This is a genomic window from Salarchaeum sp. JOR-1 (assembly GCF_007833275.1).
In the GTDB taxonomy this organism is placed as follows: Archaea; Halobacteriota; Halobacteria; order Halobacteriales; family Halobacteriaceae; genus Salarchaeum.
Window position 1 is genome coordinate 1,521,919 of the sequence record NZ_CP042241.1, and the last position, 24,996, is coordinate 1,546,914.

The 24,996-nt window shown below is 59.9% G+C and carries 19 protein-coding genes and 1 pseudogene; 9 read left to right on the forward strand and 11 right to left on the reverse strand.

What is annotated here, in order from left to right:
• Window positions 1-13: 13 nt before the first annotated feature.
• The 4 genes and pseudogenes from FQU85_RS09005 to FQU85_RS09020 all read right to left on the reverse strand — a co-directional run bounded on the left by FQU85_RS09005 (window position 14) and on the right by FQU85_RS09020 (window position 4,609).
• Window positions 14-649, reverse strand: a pseudogene (locus FQU85_RS09005) (IS6 family transposase).
• 115 nt (window positions 650-764) lie between these two features.
• Window positions 765-1,640 (reverse strand): glycosyltransferase family 2 protein, encoded by an 876-nt coding sequence (locus FQU85_RS09010; RefSeq protein ID WP_145847073.1) that lies wholly within the window; start codon window positions 1,638-1,640, stop codon window positions 765-767.
• Between the two features lie 649 nt (window positions 1,641-2,289).
• Entirely contained in the window at window positions 2,290-2,751 is a 462-nt protein-coding gene (locus tag FQU85_RS09015) for a glycosyltransferase family 2 protein (protein ID WP_145847076.1), read from the reverse strand.
• Window positions 2,752-3,628: 877 nt separating this feature from the next.
• Window positions 3,629-4,609, reverse strand: coding sequence for a hypothetical protein (locus FQU85_RS09020; RefSeq protein ID WP_145847078.1), 981 nt, complete (start codon window positions 4,607-4,609; stop codon window positions 3,629-3,631).
• A gap of 228 nt (window positions 4,610-4,837) precedes the next feature.
• Here FQU85_RS09020 and FQU85_RS09025 point away from each other — a divergent pair, with 228 nt between their 5' ends.
• Complete coding sequence (locus FQU85_RS09025) at window positions 4,838-6,055, forward strand: glycosyltransferase (RefSeq protein WP_145847081.1); 1,218 nt, start codon at window positions 4,838-4,840, stop codon at window positions 6,053-6,055.
• Window positions 6,056-6,075: 20 nt separating this feature from the next.
• Here the strand turns inward: FQU85_RS09025 and FQU85_RS09030 are convergent, their stop codons facing one another.
• Window positions 6,076-7,527 carry an oligosaccharide flippase family protein gene (locus tag FQU85_RS09030; RefSeq protein ID WP_145847083.1) on the reverse strand — a complete coding sequence of 484 codons (1,452 nt, stop codon included), beginning with the start codon at window positions 7,525-7,527 and terminating at the stop codon, window positions 6,076-6,078.
• Window positions 7,528-8,226: 699 nt separating this feature from the next.
• On the opposite strand from FQU85_RS09030, the gene FQU85_RS09035 reads away from it, so the two are divergent.
• From FQU85_RS09035 to FQU85_RS09055, 5 genes are all read left to right on the forward strand, one after another.
• Window positions 8,227-9,357 carry a glycosyltransferase gene (locus tag FQU85_RS09035; RefSeq protein WP_145847084.1) on the forward strand — a complete coding sequence of 377 codons (1,131 nt, stop codon included), beginning with the start codon at window positions 8,227-8,229 and terminating at the stop codon, window positions 9,355-9,357.
• A 60-nt stretch (window positions 9,358-9,417) separates the two neighbouring features.
• Window positions 9,418-10,629, forward strand: coding sequence for a glycosyltransferase family 4 protein (locus FQU85_RS09040; protein ID WP_145847086.1), 1,212 nt, complete (start codon window positions 9,418-9,420; stop codon window positions 10,627-10,629).
• An 81-nt stretch (window positions 10,630-10,710) separates the two neighbouring features.
• Window positions 10,711-12,480 carry a glycosyltransferase family 39 protein gene (locus FQU85_RS09045; RefSeq protein ID WP_145847088.1) on the forward strand — a complete coding sequence of 590 codons (1,770 nt, stop codon included), beginning with the start codon at window positions 10,711-10,713 and terminating at the stop codon, window positions 12,478-12,480.
• Between the two features lie 220 nt (window positions 12,481-12,700).
• A complete protein-coding gene (locus FQU85_RS09050; protein ID WP_145847090.1) occupies window positions 12,701-15,898 on the forward strand; it encodes an oligosaccharyl transferase, archaeosortase A system-associated in 3,198 nt (1,065 codons plus the stop codon).
• Entirely contained in the window at window positions 15,899-16,831 is a 933-nt protein-coding gene (locus tag FQU85_RS09055) for a DUF368 domain-containing protein (protein WP_145847091.1), read from the forward strand.
• Here the strand turns inward: FQU85_RS09055 and FQU85_RS09060 are convergent.
• The 3 genes from FQU85_RS09060 to FQU85_RS09070 all read right to left on the reverse strand — a co-directional run bounded on the left by FQU85_RS09060 (window position 16,821) and on the right by FQU85_RS09070 (window position 19,890).
• Entirely contained in the window at window positions 16,821-18,026 is a 1,206-nt protein-coding gene (locus tag FQU85_RS09060) for an FAD-dependent oxidoreductase (protein ID WP_145847093.1), read from the reverse strand. The two genes, FQU85_RS09055 and FQU85_RS09060, sit on opposite strands and share 11 nt — an antisense overlap.
• Before the next feature lie 25 nt (window positions 18,027-18,051).
• Window positions 18,052-19,509 (reverse strand): oligosaccharide flippase family protein, encoded by a 1,458-nt coding sequence (locus FQU85_RS09065; RefSeq protein WP_145847095.1) that lies wholly within the window; start codon window positions 19,507-19,509, stop codon window positions 18,052-18,054.
• 87 nt (window positions 19,510-19,596) lie between these two features.
• Window positions 19,597-19,890, reverse strand: coding sequence for a hypothetical protein (locus FQU85_RS09070; protein WP_145847096.1), 294 nt, complete (start codon window positions 19,888-19,890; stop codon window positions 19,597-19,599).
• A 78-nt stretch (window positions 19,891-19,968) separates the two neighbouring features.
• On the opposite strand from FQU85_RS09070, the gene glpK reads away from it, so the two are divergent.
• A complete protein-coding gene (gene glpK, locus FQU85_RS09075; protein WP_206022032.1) occupies window positions 19,969-21,486 on the forward strand; it encodes a glycerol kinase GlpK in 1,518 nt (505 codons plus the stop codon).
• Between the two features lie 177 nt (window positions 21,487-21,663).
• Here the strand turns inward: glpK and FQU85_RS09080 are convergent, their stop codons facing one another.
• Together FQU85_RS09080 and FQU85_RS09085 are read right to left on the reverse strand one after the other, a co-directional pair.
• Window positions 21,664-22,131: a hypothetical protein gene (locus tag FQU85_RS09080; protein ID WP_145847101.1), complete on the reverse strand. Its 468-nt coding sequence runs from the start codon at window positions 22,129-22,131 to the stop codon at window positions 21,664-21,666.
• Window positions 22,128-22,568 (reverse strand): acyl-CoA thioesterase, encoded by a 441-nt coding sequence (locus FQU85_RS09085; protein WP_145847103.1) that lies wholly within the window; start codon window positions 22,566-22,568, stop codon window positions 22,128-22,130. Before FQU85_RS09085 ends, FQU85_RS09080 begins: the two co-directional genes overlap by 4 nt.
• Window positions 22,569-22,653: 85 nt before the next feature.
• Here FQU85_RS09085 and FQU85_RS09090 point away from each other — a divergent pair, with 85 nt between their 5' ends.
• Together FQU85_RS09090 and FQU85_RS09095 are read left to right on the forward strand one after the other, a co-directional pair.
• Complete coding sequence (locus FQU85_RS09090; protein ID WP_145847104.1) at window positions 22,654-24,126, forward strand: TraB/GumN family protein; 1,473 nt, start codon at window positions 22,654-22,656, stop codon at window positions 24,124-24,126.
• Complete coding sequence (locus FQU85_RS09095) at window positions 24,123-24,707, forward strand: metalloprotease (RefSeq protein ID WP_145847106.1); 585 nt, start codon at window positions 24,123-24,125, stop codon at window positions 24,705-24,707. The genes FQU85_RS09090 and FQU85_RS09095 overlap by 4 nt, the downstream gene beginning before the upstream one ends.
• On the opposite strand, the gene FQU85_RS09100 is transcribed toward FQU85_RS09095, so the two are convergent.
• Window positions 24,704-24,994: a hypothetical protein gene (locus FQU85_RS09100; RefSeq protein ID WP_145847107.1), complete on the reverse strand. Its 291-nt coding sequence runs from the start codon at window positions 24,992-24,994 to the stop codon at window positions 24,704-24,706. The genes FQU85_RS09095 and FQU85_RS09100 overlap by 4 nt on opposite strands.
• Between the last annotated feature and the right edge of the window lie 2 nt (window positions 24,995-24,996).

Below are 24,996 nucleotides of genomic sequence, written 5' to 3' on the forward strand. Positions count from 1 at the left end.
ATGGGTGTAGTGTTCAGATTAGCTGATTCCATACGAAGGCGAACGCTCGAAGCCAATTTTCGACGGTGTCTGCTTCGGCGTGGCTGAAACAGTTTGAGAATTGGTTGGTTCGTCGTTTTACTTCGCGGAAGACACGTTCGACGCTATTCCGATTCCCATGGGTTTCATGCTGGAATCGGAGGCCGTGGCGGTGGCAAGCCGCCTGCAGCCACGGCGCTCCGTCGACGAGAAAGATCGCGTCGTCGACGAGATATTATTCGCGGAGTTCTTCGAGGAACATCTCAGTGAGTGCCTGTGTTCTCGTCGGGTAGAGCCGGACGTGCAGCAGGCGGTTGGTCGCGGGATCGACGGCGGCGTACAGCCAGTAGCGCTGGTCGTTGAGTTGGATTACGGTCTCGTCGACGGCGACGTAATCCGGGTCTGCTCCGGATGTCGGCTGTAGATCGGCTTTCTGCACCCAGTTGTGAACAGTTGAGCGACAGTGGTCGACACCCAACCTATCGAGAATAGAGACGGTATCCGAAAGTGATGATCCGGCCAGATGGAGGTGGATACCGAGTTTCATCGCGGGCTCGGGTGTCGCTTCTCGCTCCAGAAACTCTAACTCGAAGCAGTCGCTATCACCGATGAGGCGGGTGATTTCGTCCATGAACCAGCCGAAACTCGTCCCGCCTCACCTTTCAATCCTTATCTGAACACCGCCTGTATGGGGCCAACTAATCTTAACACTACGTGACGAAATTATTATATAGGCATGTGGTGTTTCATTCGAAAATTTGCTTTAAAATGCTATACGGTGATTTAGGATATTCGAGTTCCGAGTCAGAAACATGCTCGTCAACGAAATATGTCTTGAAGAATATGGCTGAGTAGAACACACCTTTCAGATAGCTTGAAAACGTGTCTTGACCGATAGACCATTTCGCCGTCCGAACAAAGTGTCGGATCGTGTGGAGTAGTGCACTTTGGCGATCGTAATGCTTCCAGTAATACCAAGCGTAATTCTTCGTGAAGTGAAAGGTCTTGATTGGGGAGAGGGATCCGCCACTCCAGCTATCGGATTTGTGTCGGACTTCGACATCGGGATGGCAGTAAATCCGATAGCCATGGTTGATGAGGTTTGCTGCTAGCTCCATATCGTTCACCCACGCAAAATATCGCTCGTCAAAGCCGCCCACCTCGCGAACTGCATCGGCCTTCGCTAAAACTCCACAGGTCTGAACTACCTGGGTATACCCGGCCTTATCTTTCGATACTGTGTCCTTCTCAATTACCTTTGGTTGTATGAGGGCCACCTCGTCGGGCAACTCGGCTATCTTTTCGACGAGATCGTGCGTCCAAGTTGGATCAATCTCGATATCGTCGTCCATCAGACCGAGTACGTCACCCTCGGCGTTGGCGATTGCAAGGTTTGATGCCAACGAGTGCCCTTCGTTTTCGAGCAGGGAGAGAACAGTAACTCCCTCGTCCGTATAGGAATTGAGGATCTCCTCAGTGTCGTCCGTGGACCCGTCATCAACTGCGATTATCTCGGTATGAGGATACTCTTGGGCCAGGAGGCTGTCAAGAGTTTCCTCAATTGTATCTGCTCCGTTGTAGGTCGGGACAATGAATGAGACTGTGGGCTTGTCTCGATCCATTAGTTTTGCACAAATCGGTTAACGGCCCAGTAAAGGAACGTAATAGTGCGTACGGAAACCAAAATATCGTGATCCGATTTCTTTCCGAAAAGGTCGTCGATAGCTTTCTGCTTGAGGGTTACGAACATATAATCCAAATCTGCTTGGATTGGTATAGTATCTTTGTTTAGCGGTATAGCGGGCCAATGTTACACCAAGCGGGGGATGACTGTTGTTGGAGACTACTTTCCAAGGAGATGCATGACGATATTCATCGGTGTCGCCGAACGATAGTGGTCTATCCGGACATCGGAGGTGTGGTTTGAAAGTAGATAGTCTATCCCGGATAGTGAGGCAATTACACCTTTAATATACGCTCTCAAATTGCCCGTCTTTACTGCATCTTTGAGACGGTGGCCGAAGAGAATCAAGTTCAGTGAGTGAATAATGGCATTGTATCGGTCATAATGCTTCCAGATTGTCCAGATATGGTTCCGGATCTCGTAGAAAGTCCTGAAGGCCGAGTCGGTTCGTTCGGGAGAATACGCCTTATGGTGCGTTGTCGCCGCTGGTTCTGCAATTATTCGATAGCCATGATTTATCAAATTGAGTGCTAATTCCCCATCATCGTAGTAGACAAAGTAGCGTTCGTCATAATATCCGACCTCTTTTATTTTTTGCGGTCATATAATACACCGCAGCTTATCATCCCATGGATTTCTCCGCCTTCCGTGAATTTCTCCACAGTGCCACCATTCGATTTATATTCGACAACTTTCGGCTGTATCGCTGCAATATCGTCTGATGATGTCTGAATACGATCGACAACTGTCCGAAGCCAACCCACTCCGATTATACCATCGTCGTCGAGCTTCGCGATGTACTTGCCTTCGGCAGATTCGAATCCAATATTGGCTGCCTCCGAGTGCCCTTTATTTTCTTCTAGTTCAATCAGTTTGGCAGAGGGGCACTTTTCTCGCACGATATCTGTGGTCTCATCCTCAGATCCATTGTCTACGATGATCACTTCCTTATTCGAGTAAGATTGATTCGAAATCGCTTCTAAACATTCACCAATACAGTCAGAGCTATTATGTACGGGAATTACGAATGAGATAAGTGGTTCCTCCATTGGCCTCCAGAAAATTTGTATCGCTGCTATTTCACCCTTTCCGAATATGTTACAAACTCTCTGAAAGATAGAAAACAGCCCTAAAGGGGTAAAATATGGCGCTAAGAGCCACGGCGACCGAAATCATGATAAAGAGAATCATGGAGAGGGTTGGTGGCCGCAGCGCCATGAAGGAGCACTGTGAGCAAACCCCCTCGTCCTAGCTGGGAGCACCGCCCGACACGATAACGACGATCCGGCCGGCATGCAGACCGGATGTCAGAATCCCATAGGCAGTTAGTTGAGATGTCTGATTACTACGGATGCATCTATCAAACAGCAGCAAGTAGACAGTGAAATCCACGAGAAACAACTCGATTCCATCAATCTTCGGTTAAGCGAACAAACCACTGGACAGCGCGCTACTCACTTCTCTCCGAACATTGTCTGGCTTGAGGGCGGTTGATTAAATGTTCCCTGAGTGAAATCGCCCCAAGATCGGGCGGTGGATAGCTGTAGACTTCAGCTAGTCCATGAAAGTATCGTCTCAGGATTGTCGTCCGTCTGGGACGTCAGCTCCCAGACGGACGACTGATTGACGTTAGCCAGTGTGGCGACTGGCCAGATGGTATCGGAATTGAGAGGCACGCCTTCTCCATCCATAGAGGCTGTCCAATTATGTCGGCCTCTACTCTTTCACGTCTGCTCTCGAATGAATCCCGTCTGGTTTGGGGGTCTAACACACTTCCAGACTGGATATATTTCTTAATCAGAGCGACGCTTCAGTTCTGCCGTTCACGCCGGTTGGAAAGTACCGATTTCGACATTAAGAACAGGATTATTCGAGTGGCTCACCCTTCTCTTAGTATAGAAGCAGGGTCTGAATGGAAGCGATCCCCTATTGTCGTGCCTCCCATTTGTCAGCCCAAATCCGCATTGCTTCGGCCATCTCTCCAAAGTAATCGTCTAGTTCCGTGAGTTCCTTTTCGACGGCGTCTGCGAGCTCTCGATAACACGCGACTGTGGTGTCCGCGTCCTCGGAGAACTCAACGCTCTCGAAGAACGGGATGATTTCCTCTTGCCAGACGATTCCTTCCTTCTCTTTCTCGAAGTTGCTCTTCCAGTGGGATGCCTTTTCGTGTCGGATGTATGGCTTTCCAGTTTTGACGCCGTACCCGAGGTGATCACAAATCGTCTTCGCACACCAGCCTGCCCACATGTCATCGTATCGGCCCCATGGATAACCTTCTCCCATGAGCCCGAAGTACATCGCGGGGCCGATCAGTTCCCGGTTGAATGCGAGATTCATCCCGCACATCGGGAACAGCGTTCCTTCTGGGATCGTCTGGACGATGTCGACGTATTTTTCGTTTCGCCAATTCGGCTTCACCATCTGGGTGGGCGCGTCGAAGTCAGGGATGTTGAGCCACAAACCGTGCGATATCGCGGTTGGAACTCCTTCTCGACGGCTGAACGGATACCCACGTACGAACTCTTGATCGTAGAGGGTGTTGAAGAACTCTGGATGAGCGGGTTCTTCGAGGTTCTCGAGGTGTTGTGCAAGCGCATCGACACGTTCACCGCTAGGATTCTTCGCCGGGAAGCAATCGTCGTCAATCGTGAATACGTACTCGCTTTCTGCCATCAAGAAACCGAAACACCGGCACGCACTGTCCCGCTTGGAGATGATCCAGCGGTCGTCCCCGAGTTCTTCCTCGATGTCGTTCCAGTTGTAGAGGTCGTATTCGTATCCCGCTGGAACTTCGATGTCCCGAGATGGGTCACCGTCTTGTACAATGATGAGATGGTGGTTCTCAAGTGCGAATCGCCATTCGTCGAGAAAGTCAAGATCCCGTATTGTCGGGATAACGATATCCATGAGACGAAAATTACCGCGGAAGATTTTGAAATTACCGGTATACGTTCCAACGTCTGAATCGCAGTTGTCACTGTTCTGTGGCTATCCTCGGAAAACCAGGAGTGACAAACTCAGGTAGATTTACTGCACGACGATCTCGGCGCCGGGGTTCTGACACTCGTGCGGGAACTTCCTCCCGTCTCAATTCCTCCAGAACGGATAAACCCCTACATTCGTAAAGTCAAATAGATGGACGTTCTCGCTCTCACCGATCATCTCGGTAATATCGGCGGTGCAGAGATAAGCACACGAGAGATTCTTGTAGGGCTAGCTGACCGGAAGGATGTGGACGCTGTTACCGTCATCGGGGCGGATGTCCCCGGTGTCGAGCTACTCGACTTTCCGGGTGTTGAAGTAATACCAGTTGAGGTTTCAGGACTTATCGACGGACTTCCCGATTATGCTTCTGATATCGTCGTATCTCGTCGACTCGCCAAACAGGCACGAAAACATCTCGAAACGGCGGATATTCTCCACGCTCATCACCGCCGAGCTACGTTTGCGTTGAACCACTTGGATACGGACGTACCGACTGCGGCTACGATTCGTGATTTCTGGCCAATTTGCCCGATTAGCATCTATACGGTCGACGGCCGTCAGTGTCGAGGATGTGAGAAAGATCTTGACGCTTGTATTCAGCATCAAGACTGGGACGGACTGGCCTCTCCAGCAATCGAGAAGTACCTGCTGGCAAAACGCAAACACAACCGGGGACTTATCGAACAACTCGACTGTAACGTATTCATCTCCAATCATATTCGCCGTACAATCGACGAGTCTACCGGGGTCGCCCCGACTACCGAAGTCATCTACAATCCGATTGATGTCGGATTTGACGGGCCACCGGATGAAAGCGATACTCCACGATTTGTTACGGCGAGCACTCTTACATCACAGAAGGGAGTAGATGTGGCGATTCAAGCCCTCGGTCGACTCGAGGAGTACCCAGATGCAGAGCTTATCGTGTTCGGGGATGGACCTGAGCGCGAGACATTAAGGGCCCTTGCAGGCGAGGTTGCACAGGGGCGGGTCGAGTTCCGTGGACGTGTCCCACCCGAAGAAGTGTATCGCGTAATGGCGGGGGCAACTGCGACCATATTCCCGTCCATCTGGGAGGAGCCGTTCGGTCGAGTGACTGTCGAATCGATGGCTCTTGGAACACCAGTCGTCGGCAGTGATGTCGGTGGAATAGCTGAAGTTATCGACGACGGTGAGAGTGGATTGCTTTTCCCCCCTGGTGACGCGGATGCACTGGCCGATCGTCTTCGTCAGCTTTGTTCGTGTTCTTCGTTCGTTGATGCACTTGGAACCCGTGCTCAAGAGACTGCCGGGCAGTTCTCGAGGCGTGAAATAGCAGCTGACTATCGGAGCCTCTACGCACAACTCCTCGAAGAACCTCAGAGTTAACATAGATTAAACGGGTGATTTCACGATGGGCGTATAGGGACTATGTCACCGGCAATCCCGATTAATCGCCGACGCATCGGAGTACTGATAGTGAGGAGGATGACGAAATACCACAAAGCTCCCGCCGCTATAAGGACGAATAGCGAAAGAGTACTATCGATATCGATTGAGGTGTAGAGAATCCATACGGACGCTCCCATCCCACTTGCCGCCAGACACTGATCGAGAATAGAACGTAGCGGAATCTTTTCCACGGATAACTCAAGGATATCCGATAGGACGGTGGCGATGTAGAGTACGCTGGCACACATTGCGACCAGGCTAGCGATTGCTGCTCCTATAATTCCGAAGGTCGGAACTAGAATAAGGTCTAGAATTCCGTTCGTGAATACGAGGATAATTCCTGTATAGGTGGATAAGTCAGGGCGATCTAGTCCATCTGCCGTCGCAGTCAGAATCCACCGATATCCTTCGGGAATTTTTATGATTACAGCAATAAGTGCGACAGAGGCTCCAGCAGCTAGTTCTGGGGTATATAAAGTGACAATAATTGGGTATGCAAGAAATGACATAGCAACTGCTGCAGGTATTGAGAACACGGTTGAGAGGGCGATACTCTCGGAGAGAATGGTCCGAACACGATCCGTATTCTCTTTAACCATGTTTCGACTGATTTGCGGGAACGAAGCGGCGGTCATGCCGTTTATAAATACGATGAATGGTAGAGCGAATCTGAATGCCACCGTGTATATTCCCACTGCACTGCTCCCGAGCACAAACCAGATGACGAGTCGATCGATATTGTCGTAGAACTTCCCCGCGAAGGAATTTATCACAGCGTACTTCGCGAACGATACGAGATGTTCAAGATGGCGAATGGAGGGGCTCCCAAGGCTTGTGTGACTAATCCAGAACGCGACAATTGCTGCTCCACTTGCTCCGACAACTGCCCCAATAATTAGTCCAAACAAAGTGTGTCCAGTGGCGATAAGAGTAACTTGAACGGAGGTACGCACGCCAATATCGATGAACTCCATCACGCCAGCCCACCCGACTCGTCCTTCTCCTTGTAAGACACCGTCTGCAACGTATCGGCCTTGGCGAGCCCACAGATATATAACTATGAATACGAGCACCTGCTCACTGAAACCAATTAGTTCGGCCAGGTCAGACCGGAACAACAGAACCACAGCTGAAGCCCCACTCAAAAGCATAATAGACCCTAAAACTGCTGAACTGAAGTATGCGCTACGTTCCTCCCCCTCACTCATTCGTTTCGTAAGTGCCCCGCTAAGACCAGCCCCTCCGATGAGTGTGAGAAATGAAACCACTGTCTCGAACATATAGTACTTCCCGAGTACGACTGTCGCCTGATCCAGTGTTCGAGTAAAGTAGATTACTGCGAGAAACGAGGCCAGGAGACTGAACGTTTTCGCTCCCGTATATGCGATTCCAGACCGGGCGATACCCATTGAAGATACTGCAAATTAAGGATAGAGTCCCTTATCTGTTTGCTTTACCGACTGATATACTGCTTCGTACTTGTAGGTGACGCTCTCCCAAGTCAGTACTGATTTAGAGGGAGACCCCTTCTCGGTACAGAATGAATTGCTGACGCGACCGAATTAGCGCCAACATCCGTAACACACTCAACATTATCTTGACCGCACCAGTCCTGCAGTGCTGTCGCAGATTTCAGGACGCAGGGGGAGGGGGGGTGTTCCTGTGGATAAAGATTCTGCGACGGTGAGGCCGAACGATTCGAACAGCAAAGATTTGACGTCATAGTCAGTGACAAACCCGGTGAATGCGCCCAGTAATCTTTCTTCCCGTCAATGTTCAGTTCGAACTGTACGTTAAGTTCAGTGTGCGTAGGTTACCTCGTGGCCAGGAAACCAGAGAACCCCCTATGGGTGTCAGTTGCCACTGAACTCTATCCATTTTGCGATACGGCCAAGAAACCGCCCTGATATGTACCGTCTACAATCGAGTGTGCTGTGAAATAGGCGATTCCACCGCCTTATAGTGATTCAGTACCACTCTTGAAGTATGTCGTACGATACGGCAAACATCTTTATGGCGTGGCTTAGTGGTACTGTTATAATGACCGATCACAGCCGTAATTGGATCGAAGTGCGTTTCTCAATTGCTGATTTACTGTAGATCCCGAGATGTCTACTGAAAACGTTGCCATTCTACACGACCGTTTTCCGACAATCGGTGGGAGCGAGACGTTCGCGATTGAGGCAGCAAAAGTACTTGACTCCCCAGTTTACACGATGTACATTGACGACAGCGTTCAAATCCCTGATACTGTCGAGGTCCGGACTATTCGCCAGTCGAAGTACATGGGCGGTGTAAGTGGTCGGTTGCTGAAATGGCGAAACGGAGGTATGAATCCATTTGAGTCAGCGAGTGTCGCGTTCGACATGACTGAAGGGGTTGACGAACTCAGCGAATACGACGTTTTATTAGAAAGTGGCCCGCTCTCAAAATACTACGTCCCAGACACCAATCAGCGGATAGTTCACTATCCACACAGTCCTCCGCGGTGGCTTTACGATCTATTCCGTAACCGAATGAAGCGACTGGACTATCCGGGGATCGCGTTCGGTGCTCGTGTGTACGCGAAGATCTGGCGAGCGCTCGATAAGGAGGCCGTTGACTACGTCGATACGTTCGTGGGAAACAGCGAACTAATCCGTGACCGGATCCGTCGCTACTACGCACGTGATGCCGAGGTCGTGTATCCTCCGATAACTGGTGACTGGCGAAACGAAGGTGACGATGGATACTTCCTCACGTGGTCAAGGCTCGATCCGGAGAAACGAATCGATCTTATCGTTGAGGGATTCCAGGATCTGGATGAGCGGCTGATAGTCGCGGGAGATGGGGAGCAACGCCAGAAGCTCGAACGAATGGCGAACGGACACGATAACATCGAAATTCGTGGGTTCGTTGAGGACATTGAGTCGCTCGCCGCACGGGCAACCGCCGTCGTCTACGCCCCCCGTCAAGAGGACTTCGGGCTGGTCGGTGCAGAAGCCCTGAGCGCGGGTAAGCCACTCATCGGTGTGAACGAAGGATTCACACGATACCAAATCGAGAAAGGAATTACGGGACTCACATTCGAGGCGAACGTAGAATCACTTCGCGACACAGTTCGGTCGTTCGATCCGACCCAGTTCGATAGCGACGAAATCCAGGAATTCGCTGAGCGCTACAGTTACGAGGAATTCGAGGACGGTTTACGTGAGGTCGTACTTGATGGGAGCCAGCGATTCGAGGAATCTGACACATAGCTATAGGGGATTTGGTTCTGAATCGGCAGCCCTAAAAACAGACTACTCGCCTTCTAGACCATGCACCTCACGCAGGTCGCTCCGTACGTCACCTATCCGCCTCGCTTAGGTGGGGATCATCGGACGCACGGCCTGGTGAAGGAGTTCCCGGAATTCGACGACGTAGTGGAGCGGTTCTGTCAGGGTGGGTCGCCGGCGATGTACAAGTCACTCGACCTCCGCAGAGAAGTCGAGATAGCGGAAAACTATACGGAGTACCGGCATCTCCATCCGCTTCACGAACTCCTCAAGGCGCCGATGCTCTTGGGGTATCCGAACGTTTTCCAGAGCGAAGCGCTCGGGATAGCGAGTGCCGGTCTTGGTCGAATGCTTGAGGACGCGGATGTCGTGCTGGCGCGTGAGCCGTGGCAGACGCCGTACGTCCTCGACCATGTGAACGATGACACTCCTGTTGTGTTTTCGAGTCACAACGTAGAGACGGAGCGGTTTGGGGACATCTCTCAACCGGTGTTTAGTGACTGGGTGGAACATCGGGTCGATGCTCTTGAGCGGGAGTCCGTGGAGGGTGCGGATGCCATCGTGTGCACGAGTGAGCGAGACGCGGACGTGTATCGAGAAAAGTACGACCCAGGTGGCCCGATTCTCGTGGCGCCGAACGGCACGTACGAAGAGAGTCTTCGCGAACACCGCCCCAAATCCGAGTCTGCCGAGCGCGTCCGTGAGCGATACGGGATTGCCGAAGACGCGACGGTCTGTCTCTTCATGGGGAGTGACTACAAGCCGAACGTCGAGGCCGCGAACGCGACTCTCGACGTGGCTCACGAACTCCTTGGAGAATCGCCGCCGGTTCACTTTCTGATTATGGGAAGCGTCGGGAACGCACTGAGTGAGGGAAATCTTCCGGAAAACGTGACGACGACGGGCTACGTGGAGGAGGATTTCGAGGCGCACTTCGATGCCGCGGACATCGCGCTCAATCCGATGCTCTCCGGTGGCGGGACGAACATCAAACTCATCGATTACTTCGCACGGAGCCTTCCAGTCGTGTCGACGCCGTTCGGCGCGCGCGGACTTGACGCGACCGATGGCCGCGAGTTAGTCATCTCCGAAATCGATGACTTTCCGGCAGCCATCGAGGCGTTCGCCACCAACCTCGAACAACGTCGAGAGATTGGACAGGCCGGACGCGAACTCGCAGCGGAGAAGTACACGTGGGAAGCGTCCTCAAGTAAACTCCGTAAATTCGTATACAGCGAGTTCGGGCCGTTCTGAGGTGCACAGTAGGGAGGGAGGGGGAGGAGATATTAGCTTGAATTCCGAATTTTCATACGAGTGTGAAAAATCTCGTAGGATATGGCGGATGACTCATCGTTCACGGCGTTTCGTGAGACGAGCGTTTCCATAGGTGTCCTCTGTCTCACGTGGGGGTTCGTGTATCTCATCGGTCTCGGGGAATTTCCCCTACTCTCGTGGGATGAGGGAGTGTATGCATACATTGCAGAATACGGTGTTCGACACGGTCAGTGGATTGTCCCGACCGGTCTCTGGAGTGGAACACTCGGCCCATTTCTAGAGAAACCACCGTTGGCCTTCTGGATTCAAGAAATCTTTCTCTGGGGCCTCGGGCACTCGGTCGTAGCTGTTCGTCTCCCGTCTGCACTCGCGACTCTGGTTATCGCACTCGCGACATATCTGTTTGTTCAACGGAACTATGGGGAAACAACGGGATTACTCGCTGGATTCTTTTTCCTCATTATTCCCCACTTGTTCGCGGGTCAGAACGCGAGCCGGACTGCCGCGGTCGATCTGTTATTCGTCTGTTTCGGAACCCTATTTGTTTACTGGGTACTCAGTTTCATTGACGGTCACAGTCGAACTCTGATACCAGCAGGTCTCGCGCTCGCATTTGCCGTCCTCGTGAAGGGATTCGCGGCTGGCATTTATGCAATTATCTTGGCACCACTAGTCATTGCACGGTTCCGCACGTTCCTAACGAAAGAAACCCTGCGAGCTGCGGTAGTCGCGACGGCTATCGTTCTTCCCTGGCCGGTATATATGTACAGTCGGTTTGGCTGGGAATTCGTTCAAGAGATCTTTTTCGAACAAGTATTGGGTCGGGCTGCTGGCCAAGGGTACTCCGCAGGAAACGCACTCTTTAGCTTCATGGACTATCCGTTCGTCAAACTACTTCCCGTCGCTCTTGACCCGTTAATTTACTTTCTCCCCCAAGCCGTCGTCGTCGAACTCTACAGAGTATATAAAGCAGGAGAGGACGTTGGACGCGCAGTCTTTCTTGTGTGGTGGGCCACGTGTGTCCCCGTATTCTTCGCGTTCGCTGGAAACCACCATCACTATCTCTTCCCGATGTATCCCGCGGTCGCAATTTTAGTCGCCCGTTTCGCACAAAGACTCATCAACGGGGATGGTCTAGCCCGCTTATCCGCCGTTCTCGGCAGCGTCGGCATACTTCTGTTTTCCTATCGAGTTCCGGGACTGATTCTATCGCGTATCGATGTTGGGTATCCGATAGACACTCTCGAAACGTTCGTCATTGGCGGGACAGTTCCATCTGGCATTGGTTACGTTTTAACTGTCCTGTGTGGTACTGTCATTGTGTTGGGGGCAGGTGATCCAAAGACTCGAGGATTTGTACGCAAATTATCCTCCAGTAAAGACCACTTGCTTCGTGCGGGGGTTTTGCTCATTCTTCTTCCCGGGTTGGCGGCACCGACCGCAATAGTATGGCCTGGTGGAGGGGCTGGAGCAAGCTGGGACGCTCAGCAGGAACAACTAGCTATCACAATCAACTATCATGATGACGTGATAAACGAGGAGATCACTCTCCAGAACGCCCTTGCCGAATCAGAACCCCTCTTCCCGTTCGCGTTCTACGCGGCCCCTGAAATCGAAATCTCCTCGATAGAGAATATATCGACGGAATATGCACTAGTCAGAACGCATGTATTGCCGAAACTTACGAGGGAATACACCGTACTGAGCTACGTCACAAACCCGGAACACGGAAATGTGGCTTTAGTCGCATTTGAATCGAACAGAAAAGAAGAGTCAACAGCCGAGTACGATGTGCGAACAGTTCAAACCGATCCGAATAATACATTCTGATAAATCGTTTTCCGGTTATCCCCCCAATTCACAAAGTTAAGGAGTCCGCAAACTCTCCGTGGCGAAATACATGCGCAAAACATCTTTAATACCGCACTGAGAATACGTATACGGCGAGTTCGGGCCGTTCTAGAACGCACCTGCTACTTCGCTCCGCAGGTTCGTTGAACGTCTCTGGCTTTCACAAACCTTATCGGCGTCTTCCTCAACCCTCAATGCAATGAGCGATGACGGCGACCAGTCCGGCGAGGCCCTCCAGCGCGCTGGGGACTGGCTCAAACAGTATTATCAGTATCCCACGCTCGCACTGGTGCTTGCGTTCATGTTCTGGGTGCGGGCGAAGTCCTGGGAGGCGTTCACCCGGGGTGGTGAGGTGTTCTTCTCGGGGAACGACGCGTGGTATCACTATCGAATGGTGCAGTACACGGTCGGGCATTGGCCGGCGACGATGCCGTTCGATCCGTGGACGGGCTTCCCGTTCGGGACGTCCGTGGGGCAGTTCGGCACGCTGTTCGACCAGCTCATCGCAACGGCCGCCCTGATCGTCGGGTTGGGGAGCCCGAGTGAGAAGACGGTCGCCCTCAGTGTGTTGTTCGCGCCGCCGGTGTTCGGGACGCTCATCACCATCCCCACCTACTTCATCGGGAAGCGCCTCAGCGGCCGGCTCGGCGGCGTCATCGCCGCCGTCGTACTCGGCCTTCTGCCCGGCCTCTTCCTCTCACGCTCTCTCGTCGGGTCGGCGGATCACAACATCGCGGAGCCGCTGTTCATGTCGCTGGCGGTGCTCGCGATGATGGTTGCGCTGTCCGTCGCGGAACGTGAACGACCCGTCTGGGAGCAGGTCGCGGAACGGGAGTTCGCCGCGCTCCGGAAGCCGCTCGGATGGAGCGTGCTCGCAGGGATTGCGACTGCACTCTATCTCTACGTCTGGCCGCCGGGCGTCCTTCTCGTCGGTATCTTCGGCGTGTTCTTCGTCGTCCAGCTCTCCTCCGATTACTACAACGATACGAGCCCGGATCACGTCGCGTTCGTCGGCGCGGTGAGCATGACGACGACCGGACTCCTCGCGCTGCTCCCCTTTGGTGTCACGTCCTTCTCGGCGTCACAGCCTGGCCCGCTACAGCCCTTGTTCGCGTTCGCAGTCGCGTTCGGCGCGGCGTTCATGGCGTGGCTCGCCCGCCAGTGGGACACCAAGAACCTCGACACCGCGCTCTACCCCGTGACGGTCGGCGGCGTCATCCTCGCGGGCGCGGGCGTCGTCGCCGTTGCGATTCCGAGCCTGTTCTCGATGGTGCAGTCGAACCTCCTGCGGTTCGTCGGATTCAGCGCGGGAGCAGCCCAGCGCACCATCAGCGAGGCGCAGCCGTTCCTCGCTCAAGCCAGCCGGTACGGCATCAGTGATTTCGCGGTCATCTTCCTCGATTACGGGCTGACGTTCTTCATTGCGGTGTTTGCGGGCGCGTGGCTGCTGTGGCGGCCGACGCTCCGCAGCCGGAACCTCCGTCGCGTCGGGTTCGTCGCCGCGTCTGCGCTCGTCGTGCTCGTGATGCTCGCGTTCCCGGGGCTGATGCAGGGCGTGGGCGAGTTCGTGGGCGTGCAGTCCCAGCTCATCGGCGTCGCTATCGTCGGTCTCATTATCGCCGTCTCCGCGATTATGGACGACCGGCCGGCCGAACACCTCCTCATCGTCGTCTGGGGTGTGTTCCTCACGTCCGCGGCGTTCACGCAGGTGCGGTTCAACTACTACCTCGCCGTCCCGGTCGCGGTGTTGAGCGGGTTCGCGGCGGTCGAACTCCTCCGGATGGTCGGCACGGGCGCGAGTGCCGCCCAGCGGCTCGAAGACGTGGACGCGAGTCAGGTGTTCGCGGTGGCGCTCGTCGTGCTCGTCCTGATTGTGCCGCTCGCGGTGCCGTTCACGTTCCAGAGCACGCAGTACGGAAACATCTCCAGCAGCACCGCGGTCGACACCGGAAACACGGGGCCGAGTTCGTCCGTCTTGGCGTGGGATTCGATGCTGGACTGGATGAACGAGAACACGCCCGCGGAGGGGAACTTCAATAACGCCGGGAACGCCGACCAGCTTGATTACTACGGAACCTACGGGAAGACGGATGACTTCCAGTATCCGAACGGGAGCTACGGCGTGATGAGCTGGTGGGACTACGGCCACTGGATTACGGTCGAGGGCGAGCGGATTCCGAACGCGAACCCCTTCCAGCAGGGCGCGACCACCGCCGCGAACTACCTCCTCAGTCAGAACGAGACGGTCGCGAACAACATCCTCCAAGAGCTCGGGAGTCCGGGTGAGGAGACGCGGTATGTCGCGGTGGACTGGCAGATGGCGTCGTTGAACGCGAAGTTCAGCGCGCCGACGGTGTTCGCGAACAACGTCAGCGCGTACGACTTCTACAGTCCGCTCTACGTCCTGAACTCCCAGAACCAAGTTCAACAGCAAGTGCAGTTGCGGAGTCAGGCGTACTACGAGAGCATGATGGTGCGGCTCTACCGCTACCACGGCAGCCGCGTCGAAGCGACGGGCACGACGGTCCTCGACTGGGATCGGAACATCGCGCTGTCGGATGGGGGCTATCTCCGCGTCTATCAGCCGAGCGGCGAGAACGATTCGGTGACGAAGTCATTTGAGACGCGCGCCGCCGCGAAGGCGTTCGTCGCGAACGACACGACGAGCCAGGGTCAGCCCACGAGTCAGATCGGCGGGCTCGGCGGGACGCCCGTCGAGGACGTGAACGCCCTCCAGCACTACCGGCTCGTCGGCACGAGCGAGGCGTCGGTGAGCTTCCAGCAGATTCTGCGGGGGTCGCAGTTCCGGAACCTTCCGAGCGCGGTGAAGCTGTTCGAGCGCGTGCCGGGCGCGACCGTCCACGGCACCGGGCCCGCGAACACGACGGTGACGGCGTCCGTGACGCTGGAGGCGACGACCTATCAGGGCAACCAGCTCATCGGGAATCAGACGACGTACACCCAGCAGGTGCGGACGGGGCCGGACGGCGAGTTCACGATGACGCTCCCGTACTCCACCACGGGCTACGACAACTGGGGGCCCCAAAACGGCCACACGAACGTCAGCGTGCGCGCGAGCGGCCCGTACACGTTCAGCACGCCGGCGGTGGTGAACGACTCCGCGTTCACCGTGACCTATAACGCGACCGCACACGTCTCCGAGGCCGCCGTCATCGGTGAGACCGAATCCGCGGTCGCGGTCGAACTCACGAAGGAAGTCCTCGACGTGCCCGGTGGCGCGCAGAACGACAGCGAGACGAACACGACGAACGACACGAACACGTCCAGCCTCGTCTCGCCGTCCACGCTCGACGCGGTCGAGACCGACGGCGACGCATCGACCACGACCGCGGTCGCGTCCGTCGATACAACCGCGTTCGTCGCACGCCCCGTCTAGATGTCCGTGCGCGAGTGGGTCGCCGTCTACCTGAAGGGCGCTGCGATGGGGGCTGCGGACGCGGTGCCCGGCGTCTCCGGCGGCACGATCGCGCTCATCACGGGTATTTACGACCGATTCATCACGGCGCTCGCGGGCCTCGACCCGCGTGAGGCGTGGGCGCTCCTGCCGTTTTTGGCGCGCGTCCACCAGGACGACGCCCGCGCGGAACTCCGCGCCGCCCTCGGCGTGCTCGACGTCCCGTTCCTCGTCGTCCTCGGCCTCGGTGTCGTCTCCGCCGCCGTGACGGTCGCGAACCTCGTCGAGGCCGCCCGAACGACCTATCCCGCGCTCACGTACGCGTTTTTCTTCGGGCTTATCGCCGCCTCGGTCGTCGTCCTGTGGAGCGAACTCGACCTCACCACACCGAACCGGAAATTCGTCGCCGTGCTCGGGTTCGCGCTCGCGTTCGCCGTGAGCGGCCAGGCGTCCGCCACGCTCCCCGCGGGCCTCGCCACGATGTTCGTCGCGGGCGCGATCGCCATCTGCGCGATGGTGCTCCCCGGCGTCTCCGGCAGCCTCCTCCTCCTCACGCTCGGCCAGTACCACGTCATCACGAGTGCCGTCGAAACCGCGACCGACGCCGTCCTGAACGCGAACCTCGGGAACGCCACCGCCCCCGTGACGACGCTCGCCGCGTTCTCGCTGGGTGCCGCGGTCGGCATCGTCTCGTTCGCGCGCGTCGTCGCGTGGGCGCTCGACACCTACCGCGCCGCCACCCTGACGTTCCTCGTCGCACTCATGGCGGGCGCGCTCCGCGCCCCCGGCCAAGTCATCGTCGACGAAACCACCGCGTGGACGCCCGAAACCGCGCTCGCGCTCCTCGCGGTCGCCGCCGTCGGCGCGCTCGCCGTGCTCGGCCTCGAACGCGCCACCGGCGACATCACGTACTGAGCACGTCCGCGTCCGCCGGCCCGCCCGCGTCGAACTCCCGGACGAACGAATCCAGTTTCTCTGCGTCGTCCGCGCCCGGTAACCGCTCTTCGGCGGTCCGACACGCCGCGTCGACACCCAAGAGGTTCGTGACGTGGTCGGCGGTCGCTTCCGCCATCAACCGATACGTGGTGAGCTTCCCGCCGACGACGCTCGTCAGTCCGGGGACGCCGTCGCGTTCCGCGTGGTCGAGCACGAAGAACCCGCGGCTGATTCCGCGTCCCTTGGCGACGCCGCTCGGCTCGTAGAGCGGCCGCACCCCCCAGTACGCGTGATCCAGCGGAGCGTCCGCGACCGCGGGCAGGAGGTCCGCACACTCCGCGCGCATCCGCTCCACTTCCTCAGAGCCCTCCGGGAAGTCGTCGGGGTCGTCCACCTCGACGCTCGTCGTCCCCAACACCACCGCCTCCTCGTGCGGGACGACGATGTCGCCGTCCGCGGGCGGTCGACACCGATTCAGAACGGTATCGAGGCCGTCGTACTCGACGGTCACCATCGCGCCCTTTGTCGGCGTCATCTCCAGGTCGATGCCCGCCGTTCGCGCGAGGCGGCCCGCCCACGCGCCCGTCGCGTTCACCACGTGCTCAGCGCGAATCTCTCCCTCCGCGGTGGACGCGCCGACGACGCCGTCCTCCGTCGTGAGCAAGCCTTCGATTGGCGTGTGCGTCAGAACCGTCGCGCCGTGCTCGCGCGCGCTCGCGGCGGTCGCGGCCACGAGACGCGACGGATAGATGACCGCGTCTGGCACGTCCATCGTACGTTCGACGCTCTCGGGAAGACCCGGCACGAGGTCGCGGGCGGCGTCGCCGTCGTAGACGGTCGCGGGAATCGAGAGGTCGCGACACGCCGCGAGCTTCTCGTCGAAAAACCCGGGGTCGTCCCCGTCGAGCTGGACGAACAACCCCCGCGTGTCCCGCACCGCGTCGCCCGCGATATCTTTCAGCACGCGGTTCTCCCGGATGCACTCCTGCGCGCCGTCCGGGTCGTGCTCGGCGTACCGCGCGCCCGAGTGCAGGAGGCCGTGCGACCGCCCGCTCGTCCCCGCGTTCAGTCCGCCGCGCTCCGCGAGCACCACGTCCACGCCGCGCATCGCGAGGTCGCGCGCCACCCCCACGCCGGTCGCACCGCCGCCCACGACCAGTACTTCGGTGTCCATACCGACTGCTGGAACTGCCAGCACCTTAGAGGCCGCCGTCACGCGACCCGGCGAGGTCGGCGTAGATGCCGCGCACGGTCTCGCGGTGGTAGGCTGAGACCGCGAACAGCACGAGGAAGTAGACGGCCGCGCCGAGCGCGACGACGCCGACGACCGCGGGCCAGCCGCCGAGGCCGACACTGGATTTCGCCGCGAACACGACACCACCCATCACCGCGCCGGCGCCGAGCTGCGCGAGGAACGGCCGCGTCACGACGACCTGCACGTCGGTGAGCCGGCGGACGAGCAGGGTGTTCGCGGCGTACGCGAACGCCTGCGTCACCACCGTCGCGGCGACGATGCCGAGCGGGCCGTACGCGTACCAGAGCGCGAGACCGAGCGCGACGTTGATCGCGAGTTCGGCGGCCGACACCCAGAACCCGAGGTCGGGGCGGTCGAGACCGCCGAGCACGGCCCCGCGGGGCGCGGTCTGCGTTTCGAGCAATCGGTACGCCGCGAGACCGACGAGGAACGCGCCGGCGCCCGCGTACGCGCCGCCGAACGCCGTCACGACAACAGACTCTGCGAGCACGAGGCTTCCGACGAAGACCGGGACGGCGAGCACGCTCCCCGTCGAGAGCGCGTTCCGGAAGTCCGGCGTCCAGTCGCCGCCCGACCGGCCCGCGAGCGCCGACACCCGCCCCATCAACCCCGCCGTGATCGCGCTGGAGACGAACGTCGCCGGCATCGACGCCTTGAGCGCGACCTGGTAGTTCCCCGCCGCGCTCGCCGCCGCCAACCACCCCAAGAGCAGGACGTCCATCTGGGAGAGACCGGTGCCGACGAACCCGCGCGGAATCGACCACTTCGAGAACGCCGCGACCGACCGCAGCGACTCCCGAGAGGGAAGACGCGCGCGGACGCCGAGCCAGCGGTACACCACGGGAAGAACGACCAGCGCGCCCGTGACGGCACCCCCAATCATTCCCCAGAGGCCGAACCCGAGCAGGACGAACATGACTTGCGCTATCGTCGTTACGGCGGTCTCGACGACGAGCGCCCAGTCCGCGAGCGCGAAGTTCGCACGCCCCGAGAGCAGGGTTGTCGACGCCCGGTACGCCGCGAGCGGCACGAACAGCACGGGCACCGCGAGCGGCAGCACCGGGTTCGCCGTCACCGCGTCCACCACGACGTACCCCACCGGCACGCCGACGACGGCGAGCGCGGCGACCGCGACCGCGAGCGACCCCACCGCCTCGCCCACCGCGAAGCCGGGTTCCGTCAACCGCTTCTTGCACGCCGTCGCCCACCCCGTCACGGGGTTCACGAAGAACGCGGCGGCGGAGAGCGCGACGTAGAACAGGCCGTAGTCGGTCGGCCCCAGGGCGCGCGCCAGCACCACCGACCCGACGAACCCCACGACCGCCGTCGCGGCCTTCCCCGCGAACCCGAACCCGGCCTGCACGCCGAACGCGGCGTCCGCGATATCGCCCTCGTCGCTCATTCGAACACGGATTCGAACGCGAACCTGATAGGCGTACTCGTCCGGAACGCACGCTCCCGTCCTGCGGACTGCCCGTCTTCGCCGCCTCTATGCTTCTCGAATCTCGGTCGCGTCGAATACGCCCGCCATTTCGGTTTTCGTGGCGGTGACGTGGAGTTCGTCGCCCTCCTCGTAGGCGTCGTCCGCGACGACGGTGACGGCTTCGATGGAGTCGCGGCGGAGGAACGCGACGACGCGGTCGAGCCAGGACGGAGACCCGCCCTTGCGAACGACGAGGACGTAGCGGCCCTCGCTGATTCGTTCGAGGTAGGGGGTGAGGTCGTGGTCGTCGCGCTCGTCGGGGCCGACGACGTGCATGACTTCCGCGCTGAACGTCTCCATACGCGACCCTGGCGGGGGCGATACAAGTCTGCTTCCTCTTCCTTCGCGCTTATGGGGGTTCGGCGTGCGTTTCGGAGTATGTACGTCGGGGCGATAGACCAGGGGACGACGGGCACGCGCTTTCTGGTGTTCGACCGGGACGCGTCCGTGGTCGCGAGCGCGTACGAGGCCCACGAGCAGTATTATCCGGAGCCGGGCTGGGTGGAGCACGACCCCGCCGAACTCTGGGCGAACACGAAGTCCGTGGTGGAGGCGGCGCTCGCGGACGCCGGTATCGCGCCCGGCGACCTCGCGGCCATCGGCGTGACGAACCAGCGCGAGACCACCGTGCTCTGGGACGCGGAGACGGGCGAGCCCGTTCACGACGCCATCGTCTGGCAGGACCGCCGCACCACCGAACGCATCGAGGGACTGCGCGACGACCTCGACGCCTACGCGCGGGAGACGACGGGCCTGGAGCCGGACGCGTACTTCTCCGCGTCGAAACTGGAGTGGCTCCTGGAGAACGCAGACCCAATCGAACCGACGCGTTCGGCCACGCGGAGCGTCCGGGAGCGCGCCGAATCCGGCGACGTGTTGTTCGGTACAATCGATTCCTGGCTCGTCTACAACCTCACCGGCGAGCACGTCACCGACGTGACGAACGCGAGTCGGACGATGCTGTACGACATCCACGACTGCGCGTGGGACGACCGATTGCTCGCGGAGTTCGACGTGCCGCGCGCCTGCCTCCCCGAGGTTCGGCCGTCCTCCGACGACGAGTACTACGGCCACACCGACTCCGACGGCTTCCTCGGCGCGCGCGTCCCCGTCGCGGGCGCGCTCGGCGACCAGCAGGCCGCCCTCTTCGGGCAGGCGTGCTTCGACGCCGGCGACGCGAAGAACACCTACGGCACGGGCTCCTTCTTCCTCCTCAACACCGGCGAGACGCCCGTCGAGTCCACGCACGGCCTCCTCACCACCATCGGCTTCCAGCGCCGCGGCGAACCCGTCCAGTACGCGCTCGAAGGCTCCATCTTCGCGACCGGCGCGGCAATCGAGTGGCTGAACGACGTCTCCCTCGTCGAGGACGCGGGCGAGACGGAGTCGCTCGCACGCGCCGTCGACGGCACGGACGGCGTCTACGTCGTCCCCGCGTTCACGGGGCTGGGCGCGCCGCACTGGGACCCGCGCGCCCGCGGCACCATCGTCGGTCTCACCCGCGGCACCCGTCGCGAACACGTCGTGCGCGCCACCCTCGAAGCCATCGCCTACCAGACGCGGGACGTGGCCGAGGCGATGCTCGCCGACAGCGACGTCTCCCTCTCCACCCTCCGCGTGGACGGCGGCGCGGTGAAGAACGACTTCCTCTGCCAGCTCATCGCGGACGTGATGAACGCCGACATCGACCGCCCCGTCGTGGACGAGACGACCGCGCTCGGCGCCGCATACGCCGCCGGATTGGCCGTCGACTACTGGAGCGGCCTCGACGACCTCCGCGAGAACCGCCGCACCGACCGCGCGTTCAGCCCGCGGGACGGCGACTGGCGTACAAAATACGACCGCTGGGGCGACGCCGTCGAACGGTCGCGCGACTGGGCGACCGATAGCCCTTAAGGAACTCAAAGGTAGCTGGATTTGATGCGCCCATATATGGATAAGACGCTTACTGTTGACGGGCGTGTTTTCCGATACGGCGTGCGAGACCGCCTCCCCCGGGGCGTCTCGCACCCGTTAACCATTGGTACATTCGCGCCCTCTTCCGGGCGCGTTTGAACAGATTGCGTAGCCCCGTCAGTCGAAGTCCGGGAGGTCGTCCGGCGCCTCGTACTCCGCGTCCCAGTCCACGTAGTCCGCCTTCAGCCGGTCGGAGACCGTCCGGCCGAGTTCGGTGAGTGAGGCGTTGATCGCGGAGACGGTACTCCAGGAGTCGAGGTCGGGGTGGAGGTCGCGCTGCTTCCAGTCCTCGGGGAGGCCGGGCGCGTGGTAGCCGACGCGGTCTGCGAAGTCGTCCCAGAAGAAGTCGAAGTTCGAGAGGAGGTCGAGGTCGAACACGATCTGGTAGTCCTCCTCGGTGAGGTCGGTGTGCTCGGCCCACTCGGCGAACGCCTCCTCCCACGCGCCCTCCCGGAGGAAGGCTTCGAGGTCCTCGCGGTGGTAGTCGTTCCCGCCCACGTCGAGGTCATCGTAGTCGTCCACGTCCGCCTCCGTGTCGAGTTCGGGCGGATCCGGCACCTCGCCCGTCGGGATGTCGAGACTCATTCGTCCTCGCCCTCCAGGGCGATGCGTCGGTACTCCTCGCCCTGGTCGCTCTCGACGGTGACCTCGGGAACCGTCGTCGGCTTGCCGTCGTCGTCCACCGCGACGTACACGAAGAAGGACTCGGTCGTCTGCTCGCGCTCGCCCGTCCGCGGGTTCTCCCGGAACGCCCGCAGCCGGACGCGCATGCTCGTCTCGCCGGCCGCGTACACGTACGCCTCGATGAGCGCCGTGTCTCCGACGGGGATGGGGAGACCGAAGTTCACCTGGTTCATCCGCGCGGTCACGACCTCCTCGCCCGCGAAGCGCATCGCGCTCATCGCGCCGATCTCGTCCATCCACTTCATGACGTTCCCGCCGTGCGCGGTGCCGTGCGTGTTCGCGTGGTTCGGCTGCACCATCTCCCGGTTCTCCACGTACGTTTCCATCACCGAAGGCATACTCCGACGTACTGGCGTCGGCGGGAAGAACGTGCCGACCCCCGACCGACACCTGTAAGGCCCGCCGACCGACTACTCCACGCTAATGAGCGACGAGTCCCGCGAGGGGTCGGTTCACCTCGTCGGCACGGCGCACGTCTCCTCCGAATCCGTCGAAACCGTCGAGCGCGAGATCGAGGAGCGCGACCCGGACGTGGTCGCCGTCGAGCTGGACGAGGGGCGGTACCGGCAGATGAAGGGCGACGCGCCCGACGACATCGACCCGAAAGACCTCCTCCGCGGGAGCATGGCGTTCCAGTTCCTCGCGTACTGGCTGCTCTCCTACGTCCAGCAGCGCCTCGGCGAGAAGTTCGACGTGAGCCCGGGCGCGGACATGCTCGCCGCCGTGGACACCGCGGAAGCGCTCGGCATCGACGTGGCGCTCGTCGATCGAAACATCCAGGTGACGATTCAGCGGTTCTGGACGCGCATGGGAATCGTGGAGAAACTCCGGATGGTCGGCGGCCTCGCGTTCGGCCTCGCGGATCCGTGGACGCTCGGCCTCGCACTGGGGTTCACGGGCGGCGGGTTCCTCGGCCTCGTCCTCGAACTGCTCGCGGGGCCGTTCGTGCTCGCGGGCGGCGGCCTGCTCGGCGTGCTCGCGATGCTCGCCGAGGTCGTCGCCATCGCCGCCGCCGTCGCGCTCGGCGTCGGCACCGTCCTCGGACTGCTGTTCGCGCGCACCGGCGGCGAGGAGGACTACGAGGAACTCGACATGGAAGACCTCACCGACACGGACGTGGTGAGCGCGATGATGGAGGAGTTCCGGCGGTTCAGCCCGCGGGGCGCGGAAGCCCTCATCGACGAACGCGACGCCTACCTCGCGCACAACATCCTCGCGCTCCGCCAGCAGGGCAAGGACGTACTCGCCGTCATCGGCGCCGGCCACGTCCAGGGCGTCCAGGGCTACCTCGAGAACCCCGAGACCCTGCCGCCGATGGAGAGCCTGCAGGGCCGGGAGGAAAAACGATTCTCCGTCGCGAAACTGTTCGGGTTCCTGCTCACCGTCGGCTTCCTCCTCTTCTTCGTCCTCCTGCTGATGAGCGGCATCAGCAACCAAGACCTCCTCCGGGTGTTCCTCGCGTGGGTCGCCTTCAACGGCGTGTTCGCGTTCACGCTCGCGCTCGCCGGCGGCGCACGCCTCCAGAGCGCCACCGTCGGCGGTCTCGTCGCGTGGCTCACCAGCCTCAACCCCCTGCTCGCGCCCGGCTGGTTCGCGGGCTACGTCGAGCTCCGGTACACGCCCGTCTCCATCAGCGACATCAGCACCCTCAACGAAATCATGGCCGACGAGGACGCCCCCATCGGCGACCTCGTCCGGCGAATGCGTGAGGTGCCGCTGTTCAAGCTCATCGCTGTCGTCGCGCTCACGAACCTCGGAAGCATGATAGCGAGCTTCGCGTTCCCGTTCGTCGTCCTCCCCTACCTCGGCGGGCCCTTCGACTCCCTCGGCGAACTCACCGCCGCGATGAAAGCGGGCATCGCGAACAGCATCGACCTCATCATCTCCCTCCTATGAACTACAGCCGACGCGAACTCAAGGACCTCGCCGTCGCCTGGCTGGCGCTCGGCCTCGCGTTCGGCCTCCTGCTCTCCCCCATCAGCGCCACCCGCCTCGACGTGGTCGTCTCCCCCGAATTCGCCGTGCTGTTCGCCGTGAGTCTCGTGACGGCGGGCGTCGGGTTCCTCGGGCACGAGCTCGCGCACAAGGCCGTCGCCGTTCACTTCGGCCAGCACGCCGAGTTCCGCGCGGACTACGGCATGCTGTTGCTCGCCATCGCGGGCGGGCTCGCCGGCTTCCTGTTCGCCGCGCCCGGCGCGGTCCACCACGCCGGCCGCATCACGAACCGCCAGCGCGGCCTCGTCGCGCTCGCCGGCCCCGTCGCGAACCTCGCGATGGCGGGCGTGTTCTGGGCGCTCACTCCGATTTCGGCGATCGCGTCCTACGGCGTCCTGATCAACGTCCTGCTCGCGGGCTTCAACATGCTCCCGTTCGGCCCGCTCGACGGCAACACCGTCAGAAAGTGGAGTCTCGGCGTGTACGTCGCCGTCGCCGTTCCGTCGATACTGCTCGCGCTCCGCCTGCTCGGATTCGTCTAGTTGTGCTCCTCGCCGAACTCGCTCAGTCGCTCCCAGCCGAGTTCGTCACCGATGTCCCGAATCACGTCGGCGAGACTCGACTCCTCTGTGCTTCGGACTGACTCCGGCACGACCCGCATGTGGTCTTCGTCCTCGACGACCTCCGTCCGGAACACCTCGTCCGTCCGCGGGTCGAGGTAGACCGGGACCGCCGCGCCGTCTCCCGGACTCGTCGTGCCGAGCCACTCCAGGCGTTCCTTCTCGCGTCCCTCGATCCCCAGGTCGCGGTAGCGGTCGTCGTTCGGCATAC